The sequence below is a fragment of the Streptomyces sp. NPDC048111 genome, assembly GCF_043202815.1.
Lineage (GTDB): Bacteria > Actinomycetota > Actinomycetes > Streptomycetales > Streptomycetaceae > Streptomyces.
In genome coordinates this window covers 103,911-123,707 of sequence record NZ_JBIDBD010000016.1, presented here as the reverse complement: position 1 = coordinate 123,707, position 19,797 = coordinate 103,911, and the positions used below count along the sequence as shown (strand labels likewise).

Here is a 19,797-nt window from a genome sequence, read left to right as displayed (position 1 = left end):
CCTACGTCGGGTCCAGGCCGTGGCCGCGCAGCCACGGCAGGGGGTCGACGGACGTGCCGCCGTGGGGGTGCACCTCGAAGTGCAGGTGCGGTCCGGTGGAGTTGCCGGAGTTCCCCGAGTAGGCGATGAGGTCGCCGGCCTTCACCGGGCCGGAGCGGATCTTGGTGCTGGACAGATGGCAGTACCAGGTCTCGGTGCCGTCGGCGCCGGTCACTATGGCCATGTTGCCGTAGGCGCTGTTCCACTGCGTGCGGATCGTGCCGTCGATCGCCGACATCACGGGGGTGCCGTAGGAGACGGGGAAGTCGATGCCGGTGTGCACCGACATCCAGTTGACGCCGGCCTGCCCGTAGTACGCGCTGAGCCCCTTCTGCGTCACCGGCAGCAGGAACTTGGGGCGCGCGGCCTCCTTGGCGGCGGCCGCGTCCGCCTTTTTCTTCTTCTCCGCGTCCTGGCGCGCCTTGAGGTCGATGCGCTCCTGCGTACGGCTGGCCCGGTCGGCGAAGCTGCTGGCGTCGGCGCTGAGGTTGGCGAGCTGGGTGTCCAGCTTGGTGTTGGCCGCCACCGGCTTGACGGAAGCGGGGTCGGAGGCCGCCGCCACGGTGCCGGCCGCGTCCTTGCCATCGGTGAGCCCGCTGACCGAGGCGACGGCGACACCGGCGACCCCCATCACGCACGCGGACGGCACCGCGACGGTCAACAGCGCCGACCGCTTGGCGGGCATGCGCCGCCGACGGTTCGCCGCGCGCCGCGCGTCGGCGCGGGAGGCGGGGAGCGGGGTGGGGCCGAGGTCGGGGCCGCGGTCGGATCCGGTGCTGGTGCTGGTGCTGGTGCCGGTGCCGGTGTCGGTGTCGGCGCTGGGCTCGGACGCGAGGTCGATCAGCTCGAACTCGGTTGTCTCGTGCGGGAGTTGGGGCTCGGGTTCGTGTGCCGCAAGGACGGTGGCCGACCTGGGGTCCGCGGGGGGCTGGGCGTCCGTGGGGAGGTGAGGGACCGCCGTCTCGGCGTGGCCCACCGCGTTCCATGCGGTCGCGTCGAAGGTGCCGGTCTCGAACTGCGCGCCGGGCACGGCCCACTGGCCGGTGGCGTCGTAGGCGTCATGGGCCTGGTGCGCCCCGGGCGCGGAGCCGAAGGCGGAGCTGTCGAACTGGCCGGTGCCCTGCGCCTGGTTCCAGGCGTTGGCGTCCCCCTGCCCGGTGGTGTCGAAGGAGCCGGTGTCGTGGTTCGCGGTGAAGGGAGCGGTACTGAACTGGCCGGTACTGAACTGGCCGGTACTGAACTGGCCGGTACTGAACGGGGCGGTACTGAACTGGCCGGTGGCGAAGGTGCCGGTGGCGAAGGTGCCGGTGTCCGCGTGCCCAGTGGTGAACTGGCCGGTGTCGAACTGGCCCGTCGAGTGGAAGGCGCCCGCGCCGAACTGGCCCGTCGCGAACTGACCGGTGTCGATGGTGCCGGTCGCGCCGTCCGGTTCGTACGCCGTCGCCTGGGCGGGCACGGTCCACTGGCCGGTGCTGTGCGCGGCCGTGTGGTACGCAGCGGTGTCGTACGAGGCGGTGTCCTGCGGGGCGGCGAAGACGCCGGTGTCGAACTGGCCGGACGTGCCTGCCGCGTGGTTCCCGTGCGGGCCGTGCGCGGCGTGCTCGTCCTGCATCGCACCGAAGAGCGGGTCGACCGCGAAGCTGCCGGTGTGCTGGGCGGGGCCGCCGCCGTCATGGCCACTGCTGCCGTTGAGGTAACCGTCGTGTCCGACGAACCCGGCGTGGGCGTGCTGGTCAGTCACCAACTTCTCTCTCGCCTCGGCAACAGAACCTGCGGCCGGGACCCGCGGAAGGGCGGCGGTCCCGGGGGAAAGCAGTGGCGTGACTGTACCCGGCGGTATACGAGGGCGACAATCTTCGGCAGGTTCCGCACTTCCGGGAAACGGGCAATCGAGCGCCTTTCGGCGGAGTATGGGCAGAGCTTTGGCCCTGTGTTCGGCATTCGTTCGACCCGCGGGCGGTGCGGATACGTTGCTGCGCGCGCGAACCAGGGGCGAAATCAGGCCACCACAGCGGTGATTCAGGGTGTTCCGTGCGCCTGGGGTGCCGGGCGTGTGTGGATAACGCGCGGATGAACGGCGTGGCGGCGAAGGTGGACGGGTTTGCCCCGGTCGGTGTGGGTCGGTGCAGTTCGGGGTGTGGATCGGTGGGGCGGCGGCCGGTGGTGATCGCCTCGGCCGTGGGGGAGTTGGGCGGGGTGGAGGGGCCGGGGGAATCGCCGCTCAGGCCACCGAGAACGCGTCCTGGTCCGTGGCCGGGGCGTCCCCCGCGGTCAACGCCTGGCGCACCCCCGCGGCGACGGCCGGGTGGACCGGCATGGCCAGGTGGCCGATCCCCGTCACCTGGATGTTCTGCGCGATCAGATCAGGATGCTCGACGCGGGCCGTCTCCACCGGAATCATCAGCGTGTCCAAATCGCTCCAGAAGCTCACGAACCGGGTGCGGATACCGGGCGCGGGCCGGCGCAGTTCCTCGACGACCTCGGAGCCCGGGCACATCTGCCGCACGATCGGGTGAGCGGGCGCGAGCAGCGCGGAGCGCGTCCCGGTGTGCGGGGTGCCGAGCGTCACGAGCGTACGGACGCGGTGGTCGCCGCCCAGGCGCTGCACGTAGTAGCGCGCGATGAGACCGCCCAGGCTGTGGCCCACGATGTCCACCTCGCGGTGCCCGGTGCGGGCGCAGATCTCTTCCACATGGCGGCCGAGGAGTTCGGCGGCGACCCTGATGTCCACCGTCAGCGGTGAGTAGTTGAGGGATTCGAGGTGCCGCCACCCGTGCCGGGCCAGCGAGCGGCGCAGCAGTACGAAGACGGACCGGTTGTCGATGAAGCCGTGCAGCAGGACCACCGGCGGGTGCGCGCGTCCGGCCGTGGGGAGCTGGGGCGCGGCGGCGTCGGACTCCGGGCGTCGCTCGGGGGCCAGCCCCGAGGGGTAGAGCAGCAGGTGCCCGGCCAGCACCGCCAGGTCGAGCGCGGTGGCCCGGATCAGGGCTGCCGACAGCCAGGCCCGGCGCAGGCACGGCGGGAGAAAGGGTAAGAACGGCACGGCGGCGACCTCCCGAATGGCACGCGCGAGGCCGCTCCGTCCCCCGTATGCCCTCATGGGGCCCCGCCGGTCCTGGCCCGCCCCGGCCGGCCCCGAAAGAGAGAGGGCCGGACCACCGTGCCGTGCGGCTGACGGCACGGTGGTGCGGCGCCTTCGCAGCGGCTCCCCTTGCGGCCGTGCCCACCCGGTGGGGGCGGCTCTCCGGCCGGGGCCGGTGGGCCGACTGGTGCGGGTACGGTGCAAAACGAACTGTCCCACGTGTGATTTCCCCCTCCCTCTCCACCGCGAAACGGCGGCTTGCGGGATGCTGTGGATAACGTTCGTTCACTTCCCCGGCTCTTTGGTGCGGGGTGCGCAGGTGGGACATGTGGAGGCAGTGATGGGTGTAACTGGTCCGATCCGCGTGGTGGTGGCCAAGCCGGGGCTCGACGGTCACGATCGCGGGGCCAAGGTCATCGCGCGGGCGCTGCGTGACGCCGGCATGGAGGTCATCTACACGGGGCTGCACCAGACGCCCGAGCAGATCGTGGACACCGCCATCCAGGAGGACGCCGACGCGATCGGCCTCTCGATCCTCTCCGGTGCGCACAACACGCTGTTCGCGAAGGTGCTGGAGCTGTTGAAGGAGCGGGATGCGGAGGACATCAAGGTGTTCGGTGGGGGGATCATTCCTGAGGCGGACATTGCTCCGCTGAAGGAGCTCGGGGTGGCGGAGATCTTTACGCCCGGGGCTACTACGGCGGCCATCGTGACCTGGGTCAACGCCAACGTCCGCGAATCCGCCGGCGCCTAGCCCCTCACCCCTGAGGGGCTCCGCCCCTCGGACCCCGGGGGGTTTGCCCGCTCGTGCGGGGGGTCGGGGGGCGGCTCTTGGGGCTCCGCCCCAAACCCCGAGGGCGCTCGCCCACCCGCCCGCCCGTGACGGGGGTTGGATGGGCCCGGCCCCTGGGGCTGCGCCCCAGACCCCCTGAGGGGCTCCGCCCCTCGGACCCCGGCGGGGCTTCGCCCCTGCACCCCTCTCGGGGGCTGCGCCCCCGGACCCCCCTTCGCGCCTGAACGGCGCTCGTCCTCAAACGCCGGACGGGCTGAAGTGCCCGGTGCGGGCCAGCACCGTGCCGCCAAGGGGCGCGGGGAACTGCGCGAGGAGCGAGCACGGCCCGCACACGACCGGGGGGTTGAGGGGCGCGGGGAACTGCGCGAGGTGGGCTGGGGTATGCATGCGGGCCTGCGCCGGTCCCGCTAAGGGGCGCGGGGAACTGCGCGAGAAGCGACCGCGGCCCGCAGACGGCCGAGGGGTTAGGGGCGCGGGGAACTGCGCGAGGTGGGCTGGGATGCGCGTGCGGATCGGCACCAGCCCTGCCGGGGGCGCGGGGAGCTGCGCTCAAGGGCCCCAGCGCTACGGGCACAGTTCGGTCTGGAGGGTGGCGCGCAGGCGCAGCGTCGCCACGAGGCGTTGGAAGGCCTCGGCCCAGTAGCCTCCGGCCCCCGGCGCAGCCCCCTCCCCCTCCGGCGGCGTAGCCGTAAGCCCCTCCAGACGCACCCCCTCCGCAGGGTCGAGGCAGCGCTCCGCCAGCCCCATCACCCCGCTGAAGCTCCACGGATAGCTCCCCGCGTCCCGCGCGATCTCCAACGCGTCCACCACCGCCCGCCCCAGCGCCCCCGCCCACGGCACCACGCACACACCGAGCAGCTGGAACGCCTCCGACAAGCCGTGCGCGGCTATGAACCGGGCCACCCAGTCCGCCCGTTCGGCCTCCGTCAGGATGGACAGGAGCTTGGCGCGTTCGGCCAGGGACGCCGTGCCCGCCCCCTCGCCGGGCGGCGCCGAAGGGGCGCCGAGCAGGGCCCGCGACCACGCCGCGTCCCGCTGCCGCACCGCCGCACGGCACCACGCGGCGTGCAGCTCCTCGCCCCAGCCGTCGGACACCGGCAGCGCCACGATCTCCTGGACCGAGCGTCCCGGGAAGCGTCGCACCCACGTGTCCAGCGGCGCCGACTCCACCAACTGGCCCAGCCACCACGAGCGTTCACCCCGCCCGTTCGGCGGCCGTACCGCCACCCCGTCGCGCTGCATCGCCGCGTCGCACTCGTGCGGCGCCTCCACCGCGATCAGCGCCGCCCCGCCCGTTCGGTCGGGGGCGACGCACGAGGCCGCGCGCCGCGCCATCCGTCCCGCGAGCGCCGAACCCGGCAGCGCCGACAGAAGTTCAGCCGCCGTCGCGCGGACGTTGCGGCTGCGGTCGCCCAGGGCCCCTTCGAGGAACTCCTCGTCCGCGCCGGAGAGGCCGGCCCGCAGGGAGTCCAGGAACATCAGCCGGTCCTCGGCCCGTTCCGTCGTCCATGTCGTGGCGAGCAGCGCCCGTCCGGCGTCGGCGTCCCGCGCCCGTACGGCGGCGAGCAGCGCCACGCGCTCTGCGAACAGGCCTTCTTCCCAGAGCAGTTGGACGGCCTCGGTGTCCTCCAGGTCGGGCAGGGACGCGTTCCCCGACGCGTCGCGCAGCGCGAAGCGCCACTCCGGGTTGAGCCGGGCCAGCCACAGGCCGCGCGGGCCCGCGAAGGCCAGCGCCTGGGGCCGCAGATCGGTGCGGGCCCGCGCCGCGTCGAGCAGGGTGGGCAGCAGCTCGGCCGGAGCGCGCAGACCGCGCTCGTTGGCGAGAGCCAGCCATTGCGGCAGCAGCTCGCCCAGGTCGGGCGCGCTTCCGCGCCGGCCTCGCGCGTGAGCGGGCGCCGAACGGTCCGCGAGCAGCATCGCGAGGCGCCGCCGCGCCGCCTCGGGGGGCAGGGGACGGCAGTCCGGTGGCGCGTCCGGCGGGCGCACCCCCGCCGTCGCCGGAACGAGCCCCGCCCTGCGCCGCAAGGTCTGTGCCGCTGCCGCGTCGAGCAGCTCCCGCGGCGTCCCCACCCCCGGCCGCCGATCGGTCCCGAGCAGCGCGACCGTAACCATTTCCTCCCAGCCCCGCGCCATGCCCGCCGACCCCGCTGCCATCGACCGAGCCGCCCCAGGTCCGGCTGCCTCCGGCCCGGCCGTCTCCGACCCAGCCGCCTCCGGGGCGGCTGCCTCCGGCCCGGGCGCCTCCAGCCCAACCACCCCCGAAGCAGCCATCCCCGGCCCCGCCGCACCCACTCCGCCCGCATCCCTCTCGATCACTCGCACGCCGCAGCCGCCCCCGTTCCCCTTCATCTTCATCGGATCGCCCCCGTCCCTCATCCCGTGCTCGCGCCCTGCCCCGCCCGGCCGGTCATATCGGCACCACGGGCTCCGTCTCCCACCCCGTACTCGCGCCCGGCCCGGCCCGGCCGGTCACGTCAGCCGCACCGGTTCCGTGGACCCGTGCGGCCATGCCGTCAGTGGTGTGAAGCCCCGGTGGCCGCACTCGCCGAACACCGTCACCGGGGCGCCCCCGGACACGGCGGTCAGTTTCCACAGGGCCGGGCGGGATGCGGTTCCGGGAGGCACGGGGAGAGCCAACTTGCCGTCCTCGCATGCCAGTTGCCAGGTGTCGTCGCCGTCCTTCGGCGGCAGGGGTATCGCCCCGTCCAGGGTGACCGGATACGCCTCCAGCCACGGATCGTCCAGGAGTGCCCGGCCATAGCGCTCGACCGCTTCCGTCAGGGTGGCGCCGGGCGGCGGGCCGTCCGGCGCCGGCGCGTCCGGGGCCTCGTACCGCTCACCCAGCGCCGCGCGCAGCTGGCCCGCGCCCGGGTAGGGCGTGAGGTCGGCGTCGATCGTCCGGCCCACCGGCAGTGCCAGGGCCGGGGCCCGCCCGGCCGCGCCGAAGTCCAGGACCAGGGCCGAGCGGCCCCACTCCCTTCCATACAGCCATATGCGGCGCGTGACGAGCCGGGCGTCGGCCGTGTCGTACTGCGCCAGGACCTGCCAGCGGTCGCGCACCGCGGGGCCCTGGGCGCTCGCCGGCACCCCGACGCGGGAGCGCACCGTGGCCGCCAGGGGCTCCGGCAGGGCCGACCTGCCGAGCCACGCCCGGTCCAGGAGGTGCAGCAGCGCGCTCTCCTCCAGGAGCCGTGCCGGCCAGCCCTGGCCCGACCCCGGTATCGCTCCCAACTCCCGCACCCTGGCGGCCAGTCCGGGAGCCTGCGCGTCGACCATGCGGGCTGCGGTCTCCTCCCACAGGCCGTACCCGGGGCGTTCGGCCGCCGCGAGGCCGCCGCGCAGCAGATCCTCCAGCCGCTGTTCGAGCTCGTCTGCGCCGGCGGTGATGCGAGCCGCCCGCTTCTCGGTCCTGCGTCGCGCCGCCTCGGCGTCAACAGGCCCGGCCGGGGGCTCCGTTGCGGCCGGGCCGGCGCCCGCCTCCGTGCCCGTGGCGCGGCTGCTCCTGCCCTTCAGCCACTGCTCCGCCCAGTCGGGCGCCGAGCCGGCAGCCACCTCCTGCTCGCCGGCCGACCACAACAGCAGCAGCCCCAGCGCGTGCTTGCACGGGAACTTCCTGCTCGGGCAACTGCACTTGTACGCAGGCCCCGTTGTGTCGATCATCGTCTGGTACGGCTTGCTGCCGCTGCCCTTGCACAGGCCCCACACCGCCCCCGCCCCGTCGCACCCGCTCGACGACCACGGACCGGCCGAGCCGAGCCTGCTTCCCGCTTTGCGTGACGCATCGTCAGGCGCCCGTGCGAGCACCTGTTCCGACGTCCAGCGCACCCCCTGCTGAGTCATGTCCCCGAAGGTACGGGTGACCACTGACAATCGCCTCTGACCTGCGGCGATGTGCTGTCGAAGGGTGATTGTCAGTGCCATGGTGCACGGTGGTGACCACAAGCCGGTCGAACGTCTCGAACGACCTGGAGGGGGAGCCATGACCATGTCCGAAACCGAGTCCGCGCCCACCACTTCGCACGCGGAGGCCGCGGCCGAAGAGGCCCTGCGGCCGCATGCCGAGCACGCCTTCGCGGGGGAGCTCGCGGCGCTCGCCGCCGCCGACGACCGTCCGCGTCCGGCCCGCTGGCGGCTGTCGCCGTGGGCGGTCGCCACCTATCTGCTCGGCGGTACGCTGCCCGACGGCACGGTGATCACGCCGAAGTACGTCGGTCCGAGGCGCATCGTCGAGGTGGCCGTGACCACCCTCGCCACCGATCGCGCCCTGCTCCTGCTCGGCGTGCCCGGCACCGCCAAGACATGGGTGTCGGAGCATCTCGCCGCCGCCGTGAGCGGCGATTCCACCCTCCTCGTGCAGGGCACCGCGGGCACGCCGGAGGAGGCGATCCGCTACGGCTGGAACTACGCCCAGCTGCTCGCCCACGGCCCGAGCCGCGCCGCGCTCGTGCCCAGCCCGGTCATGCGGGCCATGGCCGAGGGCCTGACGGCACGCGTCGAGGAGCTCACCCGCATCCCGGCCGACGTGCAGGACACGCTCATCACGATCCTGTCCGAGAAGACGCTGCCCATCCCGGAGTTGGGCGCGGAGACGCAGGCCGTGCGCGGCTTCAACCTGATCGCCACCGCCAACGACCGCGACCGCGGCGTGAACGAGCTGTCGAGCGCGCTGCGCCGCCGCTTCAACACGGTCGTCCTGCCGCTGCCGGGGACGGCGCAGGAGGAGGTCGACATCGTCTCGCGCCGGGTCGACCAACTCGGCCGCTCGCTCGATCTGCCCGCGGTGCCCGACGGCATGGCGGAGATCCACCGCGTCGTCACCGTCTTCCGCGAACTGCGCGACGGGGTCACCGCGGACGGGCGCACCAAACTCAAATCCCCTTCGGGCACGCTCTCCACCGCCGAGGCGATCTCCGTGGTCACCGGCGGCCTCGCGCTCGCCGCCCACTTCGGGGACGGCGTGCTCAGGGCGGGCGACGTCGCCGCCGGCATCCTCGGCGCGGTGGTGCGCGACCCGGCCGCGGACCGCGTCATCTGGCAGGAGTACCTGGAGACCGTGGTCCGCGAGCGGGACGGCTGGAAGGACTTCTACCGCGCCTGCCGCGAGGTGTCCGCATGACCGCGCCGCCCGCCGCCGGCCCCCGCGCCACCGGGCCCCTGCTGCTCGGGGTGCGCCACCACGGCCCCGGCTCGGCGCGCGCGGTACGGGCCGCCCTCGCGGCGGCCCGGCCCCGGGCCGTGCTCATCGAGGGCCCGCCCGAGGGGAACGCGCTGGCGGCCCTCGCCGCCGACGAGGCGATGCGCCCGCCGGTCGCGCTGCTCGCCCACGTCGTCGACGATCCGGGCCGGGCCGCCTTCTGGCCGATGGCCGAGTTCTCCCCGGAGTGGGTCGCGATCCGCTGGGCGCTGGCCCATGACGCACAGGTCCGTTTCATCGACCTGCCCGCTGCCCACTCGCTGGCGGAGGAGGGGGAGGAGGCGACGGGGGAGGGGGCGGCGTCCAAGGACCGAACGGCAACGGAGGAAGGGGCGCGGCTCGACCCGATCGGCGCGCTCGCCGAAGCCGCCGGCCACGACGATCCCGAGCGCTGGTGGGAGGACGTGGTCGAGCACCGGGGCGCGGCGGCCGACCCCCGGGCCCCGTTCGCCGCGCTCGGCGAGGCCATGGCCGTGCTGCGCGAGACGTACGGGCACGGCGGCCATGCCCGTGATCTTGTCCGTGAAGCGCACATGCGCCAGCAACTGCGTTCCGCGACACGGGAGTTCGGGGCGGACGTCGCGGTGGTGTGCGGGGCCTGGCACGTGCCGGCGCTGGCCGGGAAGTACACCGTGGCCGGCGACCGGGCCCTGCTCAAGGGGCTGCCCAAGGTCAGGACGGAGGTCACCTGGGTGCCCTGGACGCACCGCAGGCTCTCCCGGCGCAGCGGCTACGGCGCGGGCATCGACTCGCCGGGCTGGTACGGGCACCTGTTCGCGGCCGACGACCGGCCGATCGAGCGCTGGATGACCAAGGTGGCCGGGCTGCTGCGCGCGGAGGACCACCAGGTCTCGTCCGCCCACGTCATCGAGGCCGTCCGGCTCGCCGGGACGCTCGCGGCGATGCGCGGCCGTCCGCTGCCCGGCCTCGCCGAGACGACCGACGCCGTACGGGCCGTGATGTGCGAGGGCTCCGACGTGCCGCTCGGCCTCGTCCGGGAGCGCCTGATCGTGGGGGACGTGCTGGGCGAGGTGCCGGACGCGGCGCCAGCCGTCCCGCTCCAGCGCGATCTCGTCCGGGCCCAGCGCTCCCTCCGGCTCAAACCCGAGGCGCTGGAGCGGGAGTTGGAGCTCGACCTGCGCAAGGAGACCGACGCGGGGCGCAGCAGGCTGCTGCACCGGCTGCGGCTGCTCGGCATCGGCTGGGGCGAGCAGGTCCAGGCGCGTTCCACCGGGACGTTCCGGGAGAGCTGGCGGCTGCGGTGGGAGCCCGAGCTGTCGGTGCGGGTCGCCGAGGCGGGGGTGTGGGGCACCACCGTGCGGGGCGCCGCCACCGCGCAGGCCGAGTCGCGGGCCGCCGCCGCGACCGCGCTCGGCGACATCACGGCGCTCGCCGAACAGTGCCTGCTGGCCGAACTACCGGACGCCCTGCCGGTGGTGATGACAGCCCTGGCCGACCGGGCCGCGCTCGACACCGACGTCGCCCACCTCGCCCAGGCCCTGCCGGCCCTGGCCCGCACCTTGCGCTACGGAGACGTCCGGGGCACCAAGACCACCGGCCTCGCCGAGGTCGCGGCGGGCCTCGCGGAGCGCATCTGCGTCGGCCTGCCACCGGCCTGCGCCGCCCTGGACGCGGACGGCGCCGCCGCCATGCGCACCCATCTGGACGCGGTGCACAGCGCCATCGGGCTGCTGCCCGATGCGGATGCCCGCGGCCTCCGCGGGCGCTGGACCGCCGTGCTCGGGCGGCTCGCCGCGCGTGAGGGCGTGCCCGGGATCATCCGGGGCCGGGCCGTGCGGCTGCTGCTGGACGACGGGCGGATCGAGGGCGAGGACGCGGCCCGCCACATGGGCCTCGCGCTCTCGCCGGGCACGGCGCCGGCCGACGCGGCGGCCTGGATCGAGGGATTCGTCGGCGGTGCCTCCGGGGGCGGGATGCTGCTCGTCCACGACGAACGCCTGCTCGCGCTGATCGACGGCTGGCTGTCCGGGGTGGCACCCGCGGCGTTCACCGACGTACTGCCGCTGCTGCGGCGCACGTTCGCCGCGTACGAGACCGGCGTGCGGCGCACCCTGGGGGAGCTGGTGCGGCGCGGACCGGGCGCGGCCGGCGGGTCCGGCGACGCCGGGGCTCCGGGCTTCGGCGGCCTCGACACGGCGCGCGCCGACGCCGTACTGCCGCTGGTGGCCCTGCTGTTGGGCCACGACCACGGACCCGACGGCCGCGACGGCCACGACGGGCCCCGCGACCACGACAGACCCGACGACCTGGGGAGAACAAACGACCTTGTCGCACCCGACCACTGTGATGATTCCAACGACCTTGCGGGGGTGGGCAATTGACGACCAGCATGCGACCTGACGGGGACGAACGGCTGCGGCGCTGGCGCCTGGTGCTCGGCGGGGAGCCGGGCGCCGAGGGCACCGGCCGCGCGCTCACCGGGGCGGACGCCGCGATGGACGGCGCGCTGGCCGCGCTCTACGGCGCCGGCGGGAGCCGGGGCAAGGACCGCGGGGCCGGGCTCGGGGCGTCCGCGCCGTCCGTGGCGCGCTGGCTCGGCGACATCCGTACGTACTTCCCGAGTTCCGTCGTCCAGGTCATGCAGCGCGACGCCATCGAGCGGCTCGGGCTCTCGGCGCTGCTGCTCGAACCGGAGATGCTGGAGGCCGTCGAGGCCGATGTGCACCTCGTCGGCACCCTGCTCTCGCTCAACAAGGCGATGCCCGAGACCACCCGCGAGACGGCGCGCGCCGTGGTGCGCAAGGTCGTCGAGGACCTGGAGAAGCGCCTCGCCACCCGCACCCGGGCCACGCTCGACGGCGCCCTCGACCGCTCCACCAGGATCAGCAGGCCCCGTCACCGCGACATCGACTGGGACCGCACCATCAGGGCCAACCTCAAGAACTACCTGCCCGAGCACGGCACCGTCGTGCCCGAGCGGCTGGTCGGGCACGGCCGTGCGGCGCGGGGCGTGAAGAAGGACGTCGTGCTGTGCATCGACCAGTCCGGCTCGATGGCCGCCTCGGTCGTCTACGCCTCCGTGTTCGGCGCGGTGCTCGCCTCGATGCGCTCGATCGCGACCCGCCTGGTGGTCTTCGACACCGCCGTGGTCGACCTGACCGACCAGCTCGACGACCCCGTGGACGTCCTCTTCGGCACCCAGTTGGGCGGCGGCACCGACATCAACCGGGCCCTCGCGTACTGCCAGTCGCAGATCACCCGTCCCGCCGACACCGTGGTCGTTCTGATCAGTGATCTTTACGAGGGCGGGATACGCGACGAGATGCTGAAGCGGGTCGCCGCGATGAAGGCGTCCGGAGTGCAGTTCGTGGCCCTGCTCGCGCTCTCCGACGAGGGCGCCCCGGCCTACGACCGCGAGCACGCCTCGGCCCTGGCCGCGCTGGGCGCCCCGGCCTTCGCCTGCACCCCCGACCTGTTCCCGGAGGTGATGGCGGCGGCCATCGAGCGCCGGCCGCTGCCGATACCCGAGGCGTGAAAGCGGTCCACCGGGACGCGCGGCGTGCGGGCGATCTGTGACAGGTATCACCGCTCAGGTGTGATCTGCGATTTAGGGACCCACGTCCTGCGGAGATAACCTGCGAGACGGACATGCCGCGTGCTCGGACACCGTGTACGCCTCCCTCAGTGACAGCGCCGTCACGTTGCCCTTCGCGGCACGCCCAGTAGACAACGGAACCGCGATACCACTGAAAAGGGACGGACGCGCGTGGACCTGTTCGAGTACCAGGCGAGGGACCTCTTCGCCAAGCACGGTGTACCGGTGCTGGCCGGTGAAGTGATCGACACGCCTGAGGCGGCGCGCGAGGCCACTGAGCGTCTCGGCGGCAAGTCGGTCGTCAAGGCGCAGGTGAAGGTCGGTGGCCGCGGCAAGGCCGGCGGCGTGAAGCTGGCCGCCGACGCGGACGAGGCCGTCGCCCGCGCGACGGACATCCTCGGCATGGACATCAAGGGCCACACGGTCCACAAGGTGATGATCGCCGAGCTGTCCCCCGAGATCGAGGCCGAGTACTACGTCTCGTACCTCCTCGACCGCACCAACCGCACCTTCCTCGCCATGGCGTCGGTGCAGGGCGGCATGGACATCGAGGAGGTCGCGGAGAAGACCCCCGAGGCCCTCGCGAAGGTCCCGGTCAACGCCGTCGAGGGCGTCGACATCGAGAAGGCCCGCGAGATCGTGGCCCTCGCGAAGTTCCCGGCCGACGTGGCCGAGGGCGTCGCCGAGGCCATGGTGACCCTGTGGAAGACCTTCGTCGCCGAGGACGCGCTCCTCGTCGAGGTCAACCCGCTGGTGAAGACCAAGGACGGCCGCATCCTCGCCCTCGACGGCAAGGTGTCGCTCGACGAGAACGCCGAGTTCCGTCAGCCCGAGCACGAGGCCCTTGAGGACAAGGCCGCGGCCAACCCCCTCGAGGCGGCCGCCAAGGCCAAGAACCTCAACTACGTGAAGCTCGACGGCGAGGTCGGCATCATCGGCAACGGCGCGGGTCTCGTCATGAGCACCCTGGACGTCGTCGCGTACGCCGGTGAGGCCCACGGCGGCGTGAAGCCGGCCAACTTCCTCGACATCGGTGGCGGCGCGTCCGCCCAGGTGATGGCGAACGGCCTGGAGATCATCCTCGGCGACGCGGACGTCAAGTCCGTGTTCGTCAACGTCTTCGGCGGCATCACCGCCTGCGACGAGGTCGCCAACGGCATCATCCAGGCGCTGGCCCTGCTCGCCGAGAAGGGCGAAGAGGTCACCAAGCCGCTCGTCGTCCGTCTCGACGGCAACAACGCGGAGCTGGGTCGCAAGATCCTCAGCGACGCCAACCACCCGCTGGTGCAGCGCGTGGACACCATGGACGGCGCGGCCGACAAGGCCGCCGAGCTCGCGGCTGCGAAGTAAGGGAAGAGGTTAAGACACCACCATGGCTATCTTCCTCACCAAGGACAGCAAGGTCATCGTCCAGGGCATGACCGGCGCCACGGGCATGAAGCACACCAAGCTCATGCTGGCCGACGGCACCAACATCGTCGGTGGCGTGAACCCGCGCAAGGCCGGCACCTCCGTCGACTTCGACGGCACGGACGTCCCGGTCTTCGGCTCCGTCAAGGAAGCGATGGAGAAGACGGGCGCCGACGTCTCCGTCCTCTTCGTGCCGCCGGCCCACGCCAAGGCCGCCGTCGTCGAGGCGATCGACGCCGAGATCGGTCTCGCCGTCGTCATCACCGAGGGCATCGCCGTGCACGACTCGGCCGCCTTCTGGGCGTACGCGAACTCCAAGGGCAACAAGACCCGCATCATCGGCCCGAACTGCCCCGGTCTGATCACGCCGGGCCAGTCCAACGCCGGCATCATCCCGGGCGACATCACCAAGCCGGGCCGTATCGGCTTGGTGTCGAAGTCCGGCACGCTGACCTACCAGATGATGTACGAGCTGCGCGACATCGGCTTCTCGTCCGCCGTCGGCATCGGTGGCGACCCGGTCATCGGCACCACGCACATCGACGCGCTCGCCGCGTTCGAGGCCGACCCCGAGACCGACCTGATCGTGATGATCGGCGAGATCGGCGGCGACGCCGAGGAGCGTGCGGCCGACTACATCAAGGCCAATGTCACCAAGCCGGTCGTCGGCTACGTCGCGGGCTTCACCGCGCCCGAGGGCAAGACCATGGGCCACGCCGGCGCCATCGTCTCCGGCTCCTCCGGCACCGCCCAGGCGAAGAAGGAGGCCCTGGAGGCCGCCGGCGTCAAGGTCGGCAAGACGCCGACCGAGACCGCCAAGCTCGCGCGCGCCATCCTCGGCGCCTGAGCGAAGGACTCGCGGAGTCCGGCTCCCGGGTACGCATGAAGGGCCCGCATCCCCTCGGGGGTGCGGGCCCTCGCGCGTGCGGGCCGCGATGCGGACACGGACGCGGCGGACACCGGGCGTTCAGCGGATGTCGAGCACCAGCCGGTGCGGGCCGCGCGCCGGTTCCGTGCGCAGCTTGTCGCGCAGTTGGAGGTCCTCACCGGTCAGGCGCTGGGGGCCGTTGGCGACGGGGACACCCCCGACGCGCTCGCCGGGCGGCACCGGCCGCACGTGGTGGTCGGGCACGGTCACCACGGTGAAGGCCGTCGCGCTCACGATCAGCGCCGTGAAGGCGATGGCGGCCCGGGTCCAGAACCTGCGCCGGCGCTCGGCCCCGGTCCTGACGACCGGCGCCGACGGCAGGCGCGTGAGGGAGGCGGGCCCGGCGAGTGCCAGATCCGTGATGCGCTCGCGCAGCACCGCCGACAGTTCCTGCGGGTCCCCGGCGCGGCCCGTCGCGGGCATGCGGCCGGCGATCGCGGCCCGGGCGCGCAGCACCCGGCCGGCGGCGGCCGGCGTACTGGCCTCCGTCTCGGCGGCGGTCTCCGGCAGGTCGAGCCCGACGCCGTCGTAGAGCAGCACGGTGCGCCGGTGGACGGGTGGCAGATCGAGCAGCGCGTCCAGGAGCGCCCTGCGTTCGGGCTCGGCGGGCGGCTGGTCGGGGTGCTTGTGGGTCCGCCGGAAGCGGTGCCAGGGGGCCATCGCGTACTCGTACGCCGCCGCGCGCACCCACCCCGCCGGATCCCGGTCGGTGGCGACCTCGGGCCAGTTCTCCCAGGCCAGATGGAAGGCGCGCTCCACCGACTCGCGCGCGAGCCTGGTACGCCCGGTCAGCAGGTAGGCCTGCTGGGCAAGGGCGGGCGCGGTGGTCCGGTACAGGGCGTCGAACGCCTTGGCGGGGGTGAGTTCCTCGGGCGGCAGATCCCGCTCGGACAGCGCCTCTTCGGCGTCCTGCGCGAGCGGCCCGACCTGCTCCGGCCCGAGCTGCTCCGGCCCGGTCTGCTCCGGCGCGGCCGTCTTCCGCTGCGGGCGGGGCTCGGCGCGCGCGTCCAGGGTGGCCGGGGACCCGGCTCCGGCTTCGGCCTCGGCTTCGGCAGGGCGCGGCAGGGCGCGGCCCGGGGCGGGCGCGGCTGAGGCCCCGGCCGGCGTGCCGGTCCTGAGCGCCTTGGCGGGGACCGGTACGGCGGCCGTTCCCGGCGCCGCGGGCCGGGACTCGTGCCGGGTGTGCGAGGCGGCGGCCGAGGGCTTGGCGGACCGGCCGCGGGGGCGCGAGGCGGCGGCGGCGCTGTCGGCGGAGGTCTTCGGCCGTGTGCCGGCCGTGTGCGGCTTCGCCTTGACGCCCGTCATGGTGCCCGTCTTGGCGCCTGTTTTGGCGGGGTGGGCGCCTCGGGCACGGGGGGCCGGGTCCGTGGCGTCGGCGCCGTCGTCCCCGGGCAGCCCGCCCTGGTCCGCGGCCACCGCCGCCATCTCCGCCTCGATCGTGGCGAGGAAGCGCGCATAGGTCTGGCCCTTGCGCCCGCGCGGTGTGGTGCGGCCGGTCTCCCACGAGCGTACGGTCGCGCGCGTGACGCCGACGGCCGTCGCGACCTGCGCCTCGCTCAGGTCCTTCGCCTCGCGCAGCCGGCGCCGCTCCTTGGGAGTGGGCAGGGGGGACATGGCATCGGTGTCCTTGGTATCGGCCGTGCTCTGTGTCATGAAGGGCTCCCAGGGCTCCCCGCGAAGGCCGTAGCGGCTGGTCCACCCGGGCCGATGAGGCTGCGAACGGCCCGGGTGAAAAAGTACATAACCGTATATTGGGCGACACATCGGTCATTCGCCCGTTACACGGAGAAAGCGCGTGTCGTTGGCAGCATGGCCGCGTGACCCAAGTGACCGAGCGCCGTCTGCCGTTGCTCACCGCCACAGCACGCCCCTCCGTGCTGGCCACCTGTTTCCTGCGCGGCGCGATCGCGGCGGGGCTCGGACTCGGCGCCCTGGCCGTGCTCGTGACGGTGCTGTGGATCAGCTCCCCGTACCCGGACAGCGGGCCCGGCGGGGCCCTGCGCACGGCCGCCTCCCTTTGGCTGCTCGCCCACGGCACCGAGCTGGTCAGACCCGAGACGCTGAGCGGCACCCCGGCCCCGGTGGGCCTGGTTCCGCTGCTCCTGGTGGCGCTGCCCGCCTGGCTCGTCCACCGCGCGGCCCGCGACGCCCTGATGCCCGACGAGGACGAGCCCTACGACGACCCGGGCCCGCTGCCCTCGGGCTGGGCCGTGTTCGGGGCGGTGACCTGCGGCTACCTCGCGGTCGCCCTGGCCACCGTGCTGTACGCGGCGGCCGGGCCGCTGCCCGCCGACCCGCTCAGCGCGGCCCTGCACCTCCCGCTCACCGTCGTGCTCGCCACCGCCGCCGGGGTGTGGACCGCCCACGGCCGCCCGCTCGGACCGCTGCCGCGCCCGGTGCCGGCCCGGGTGCGCGAGGCGGTCCTGGACGTTCGTACCAGCGCCGCCGCACGGGCCGCCGGGGCCGCGGTCCTGACCCTGCTCGGCGGCGGGGCACTGCTCGCGGCGGCCGGACTCACCCGGCACATCGGCCTGGCCGAGGACTCCTTCCTCCGGCTCGCCGAGGACTGGTCGGGGCGGTTCGCCGTGCTGCTGCTCGCCCTGGCCCTGGTGCCGAACGCGGCGGTGTGGGGGGCCGCCTACGGGCTCGGCCCCGGCTTCGCCGTCGGCACGGGGGCCGTGGCCTGGCCGCTCGGCGTGACGGGGGCGCCCGCGCCGGTCCACTTCCCCCTGCTCGCCGCGGTACCGGCCGGCGGCCCCGGGTCGTGGTGGAACTGGGCCGCGACCGGGGTGCCCCTGCTGGCGGGCCTCGTGCTGGCCCGCTTCACCGCGCGGGCGGCCGTCCTCCACGGCTGGGGGCGCCGGGAGACCGCGCGGGCCGTGCTGCTCGGCGCGGCCCTGACCGGCGCCGCCCTCGCGGCCCTGGCGGCGCTCGCCGGGGGACGGCTCGGCACGGCCGCACTGGCCGCGCTGGGCCCGGTCTGGTGGCGTACCGGGGGCGCGGCTCTGCTATGGGCGGCCCTGGTCGGTGTGCCGGGGGCGCTGGCCCTGCGGGCCTGGTGGACGCGCGGGGTTGCGGCGCCCCGGCGTCCGCTGCGGGAGCGGGTGGCGGGGGTGTTCGCGTGGCGGCCCCGGCGGCGCGCGGCCGTGCCCTCGGCCCTGGGCGCCCCCGATTCGGCCGGTGCCGGTGCCGGTGCCGGGCCGGAGGACGACGAGGCGTACGACTTCCTGCCGGCCACGGGTGGCCTGTGGCACGAGGACGGGGCGAGGGAGGCGCGCTGGGCGGCCCTCAAGGAGGCTTCCGGGGGCCTGATGGCGGACATCCCGCCGGTCGGCGGAACCGCCGCGGTCGGCGGACCCGCCGACCCGCACACACTGCCCGAGGCGATCCCGAGCGCCCCCGGCAGCTACAGCCTGCCCGACGCGATCCCGAGCGCCCCCGGCACCTACGGCCCGTCCGAGGCGATCCCGAGCGCCCCCGGCACCCGCACCCCGCCCGAAGCGGAGGAGCCGCCCGAGCCCGAGGGCCCGGAATCCGACCCCGACCCCGAGCCGGCACCCGCCCGCCCGGAACCCCGACCCCCCGCGACCGGCACCGAACCCACCGGCTGACGACCGTCCGGGACGCCCGCCCGGGACGCCCGCCCCGAACGACCGGCCCCGGACGACCGCCGCGCCGTCAGCAGGCCCAGGGCGGATCGGCGTACCCGGACCAAGGCGCGGCGGCGGACCGGTCGGCTACTCCTTCACGCCGAACAGCGGCACCAGCCTCTTCGGCAGGAGGTCGTTGCAGGAGAGCTGGCCCGTCTTGGTCAGGGCGTCGTCCACGCACGTGTAGTAGTCGCGGTAGACGAACTGCATCGTGAAGCTGGACGCCACCACCGTCAGCGCGAGGACCGCCGTGACCAGGCCGGTCACGGCCGCCGTCATCTGCGGCCGGCCCGTACCGGCCGACGGCTGCGGCGCGGCGGGCCCGGCCGTGGGCGCGGGTGCCGGCGAGGCGGTCGTGGCAGTGGCGGAGGCGGACGGCGCCTGCGGGGGCTTCGGCTTCGCGCGCAGCGAGCTGATCGCCCAGTACAGCCCGAGCGCGCCCAGGAGCAGCGCGATCTCCGGCATGTCGAACAGGGCGAAGAAGAAGGCCCACATCCCCGACAGCAGGGCGTACCGGGCGCGGCGCTGGGCCGGGTCCGTCGGGTCCCAGCGCAGGCCGGTCGGGGGCGGCGGGTTCTGGCCCGGGCCGCCCTCCGGCCGCTCGGGGCGGCGCCCGAAACCGCCCGGGGCGCGGCCGGGCTGCTGGTTGCTCCACTGGCTGCCCCAGGGCGAGCCCTGCTGCTGCCCGTCGCCCCCGCCCTCCCCCGACGCGGGCCGGCGCGGCTGCCACGGCTGGTCGGGGCGGCCCTCCGGCGGCGGGGCGAAGGGGTTGTCGTCGGCGGGGCCCGCTCCGGTGCCGCTTCCGGTGCCCTCCGGTCCCGAGTCCCCCGGCTCCGTCGAGTGGGGGGAGCCGGGGGTGGAGGACTGGCGGGCTGCGAACAGCTGGTGGCGTCGGTCCGGCATCTGGTGAACGTCTTCCCCTCGGACCCCGTCTCCGGCCGGTCGGGCCGAGGGGTCACCTCTCGCAAACAAGTAAGTGAGACAGGTCTCGTCTCGCGGCGTCCTCCCAGACGCTACCTGGCGGTCCGGCCCCCGTCCCGTGGGGGCCGTCCGGTGTGCCGGTATCGTTGCTGACGGTCGGCGCTTTCGTAGAGTTCCCCGTATCGAGGGGCGCGATTCGTTCGTACGACCACACAAAGACGTAC

The 19,797-nt window shown here is 74.2% G+C and carries 13 protein-coding genes; 7 read left to right on the top strand and 6 right to left on the bottom strand.

The features are described from left to right. Position 1 precedes the first annotated feature (1 nt). Together ACGF3I_RS23915 and ACGF3I_RS23910 are read right to left on the bottom strand one after the other, a co-directional pair. Positions 2-1,780, bottom strand: a complete 1,779-nt coding sequence (locus ACGF3I_RS23915) for a M23 family metallopeptidase (RefSeq protein WP_393135184.1) — start codon at positions 1,778-1,780, stop codon at positions 2-4. 480 nt (positions 1,781-2,260) lie between these two features. Then, complete coding sequence (locus ACGF3I_RS23910) at positions 2,261-3,139, bottom strand: esterase/lipase family protein (RefSeq protein WP_393135182.1); 879 nt, start codon at positions 3,137-3,139, stop codon at positions 2,261-2,263. 322 nt (positions 3,140-3,461) lie between these two features. Here ACGF3I_RS23910 and ACGF3I_RS23905 point away from each other — a divergent pair, with 322 nt between their 5' ends. Then, positions 3,462-3,875: a cobalamin B12-binding domain-containing protein gene (locus ACGF3I_RS23905; RefSeq protein ID WP_393135180.1), complete on the top strand. Its 414-nt coding sequence runs from the start codon at positions 3,462-3,464 to the stop codon at positions 3,873-3,875. 603 nt (positions 3,876-4,478) lie between these two features. Here ACGF3I_RS23905 and ACGF3I_RS23900 read toward each other — a convergent pair. After that, positions 4,479-6,068: a DUF5691 domain-containing protein gene (locus ACGF3I_RS23900; RefSeq protein ID WP_393135178.1), complete on the bottom strand. Its 1,590-nt coding sequence runs from the start codon at positions 6,066-6,068 to the stop codon at positions 4,479-4,481. Between the two features lie 315 nt (positions 6,069-6,383). Then, positions 6,384-7,754 (bottom strand): SWIM zinc finger family protein, encoded by a 1,371-nt coding sequence (locus ACGF3I_RS23895; protein ID WP_393135176.1) that lies wholly within the window; start codon positions 7,752-7,754, stop codon positions 6,384-6,386. Between the two features lie 139 nt (positions 7,755-7,893). Between ACGF3I_RS23895 and ACGF3I_RS23890 the strand changes: the two genes are divergently transcribed. The 5 genes from ACGF3I_RS23890 to sucD all read left to right on the top strand — a co-directional run bounded on the left by ACGF3I_RS23890 (position 7,894) and on the right by sucD (position 14,921). Further along, positions 7,894-9,030: an AAA family ATPase gene (locus ACGF3I_RS23890; RefSeq protein WP_393135175.1), complete on the top strand. Its 1,137-nt coding sequence runs from the start codon at positions 7,894-7,896 to the stop codon at positions 9,028-9,030. Further along, positions 9,027-11,450 (top strand): DUF5682 family protein, encoded by a 2,424-nt coding sequence (locus ACGF3I_RS23885; RefSeq protein WP_393135173.1) that lies wholly within the window; start codon positions 9,027-9,029, stop codon positions 11,448-11,450. Before ACGF3I_RS23890 ends, ACGF3I_RS23885 begins: the two co-directional genes overlap by 4 nt. 8 nt (positions 11,451-11,458) lie before the next feature. Further along, positions 11,459-12,604: a vWA domain-containing protein gene (locus ACGF3I_RS23880; protein WP_393135171.1), complete on the top strand. Its 1,146-nt coding sequence runs from the start codon at positions 11,459-11,461 to the stop codon at positions 12,602-12,604. 231 nt (positions 12,605-12,835) lie between these two features. Continuing rightward, the gene (sucC, locus tag ACGF3I_RS23875; protein WP_393135169.1) at positions 12,836-14,014 is read left to right on the top strand and encodes an ADP-forming succinate--CoA ligase subunit beta; all 1,179 of its coding nucleotides are present in this window, start codon (positions 12,836-12,838) and stop codon (positions 14,012-14,014) included. A 22-nt stretch (positions 14,015-14,036) separates the two neighbouring features. Further along, positions 14,037-14,921, top strand: coding sequence for a succinate--CoA ligase subunit alpha (gene sucD / locus ACGF3I_RS23870; RefSeq protein WP_393135167.1), 885 nt, complete (start codon positions 14,037-14,039; stop codon positions 14,919-14,921). Positions 14,922-15,041: 120 nt separating this feature from the next. Here sucD and ACGF3I_RS23865 read toward each other — a convergent pair whose 3' ends face one another. Continuing rightward, a complete protein-coding gene (locus tag ACGF3I_RS23865) occupies positions 15,042-16,655 on the bottom strand; it encodes a helix-turn-helix domain-containing protein (protein WP_393135165.1) in 1,614 nt (537 codons plus the stop codon). 164 nt (positions 16,656-16,819) lie between these two features. Between ACGF3I_RS23865 and ACGF3I_RS23860 the strand changes: the two genes are divergently transcribed. Beyond that, positions 16,820-18,613, top strand: a complete 1,794-nt coding sequence (locus ACGF3I_RS23860; RefSeq protein WP_393135163.1) for a DUF6350 family protein — start codon at positions 16,820-16,822, stop codon at positions 18,611-18,613. 126 nt (positions 18,614-18,739) lie between these two features. On the opposite strand, the gene ACGF3I_RS23855 is transcribed toward ACGF3I_RS23860, so the two are convergent. Then, positions 18,740-19,555 carry a hypothetical protein gene (locus ACGF3I_RS23855; RefSeq protein WP_393135161.1) on the bottom strand — a complete coding sequence of 272 codons (816 nt, stop codon included), beginning with the start codon at positions 19,553-19,555 and terminating at the stop codon, positions 18,740-18,742. Positions 19,556-19,797: the final 242 nt, after the last annotated feature.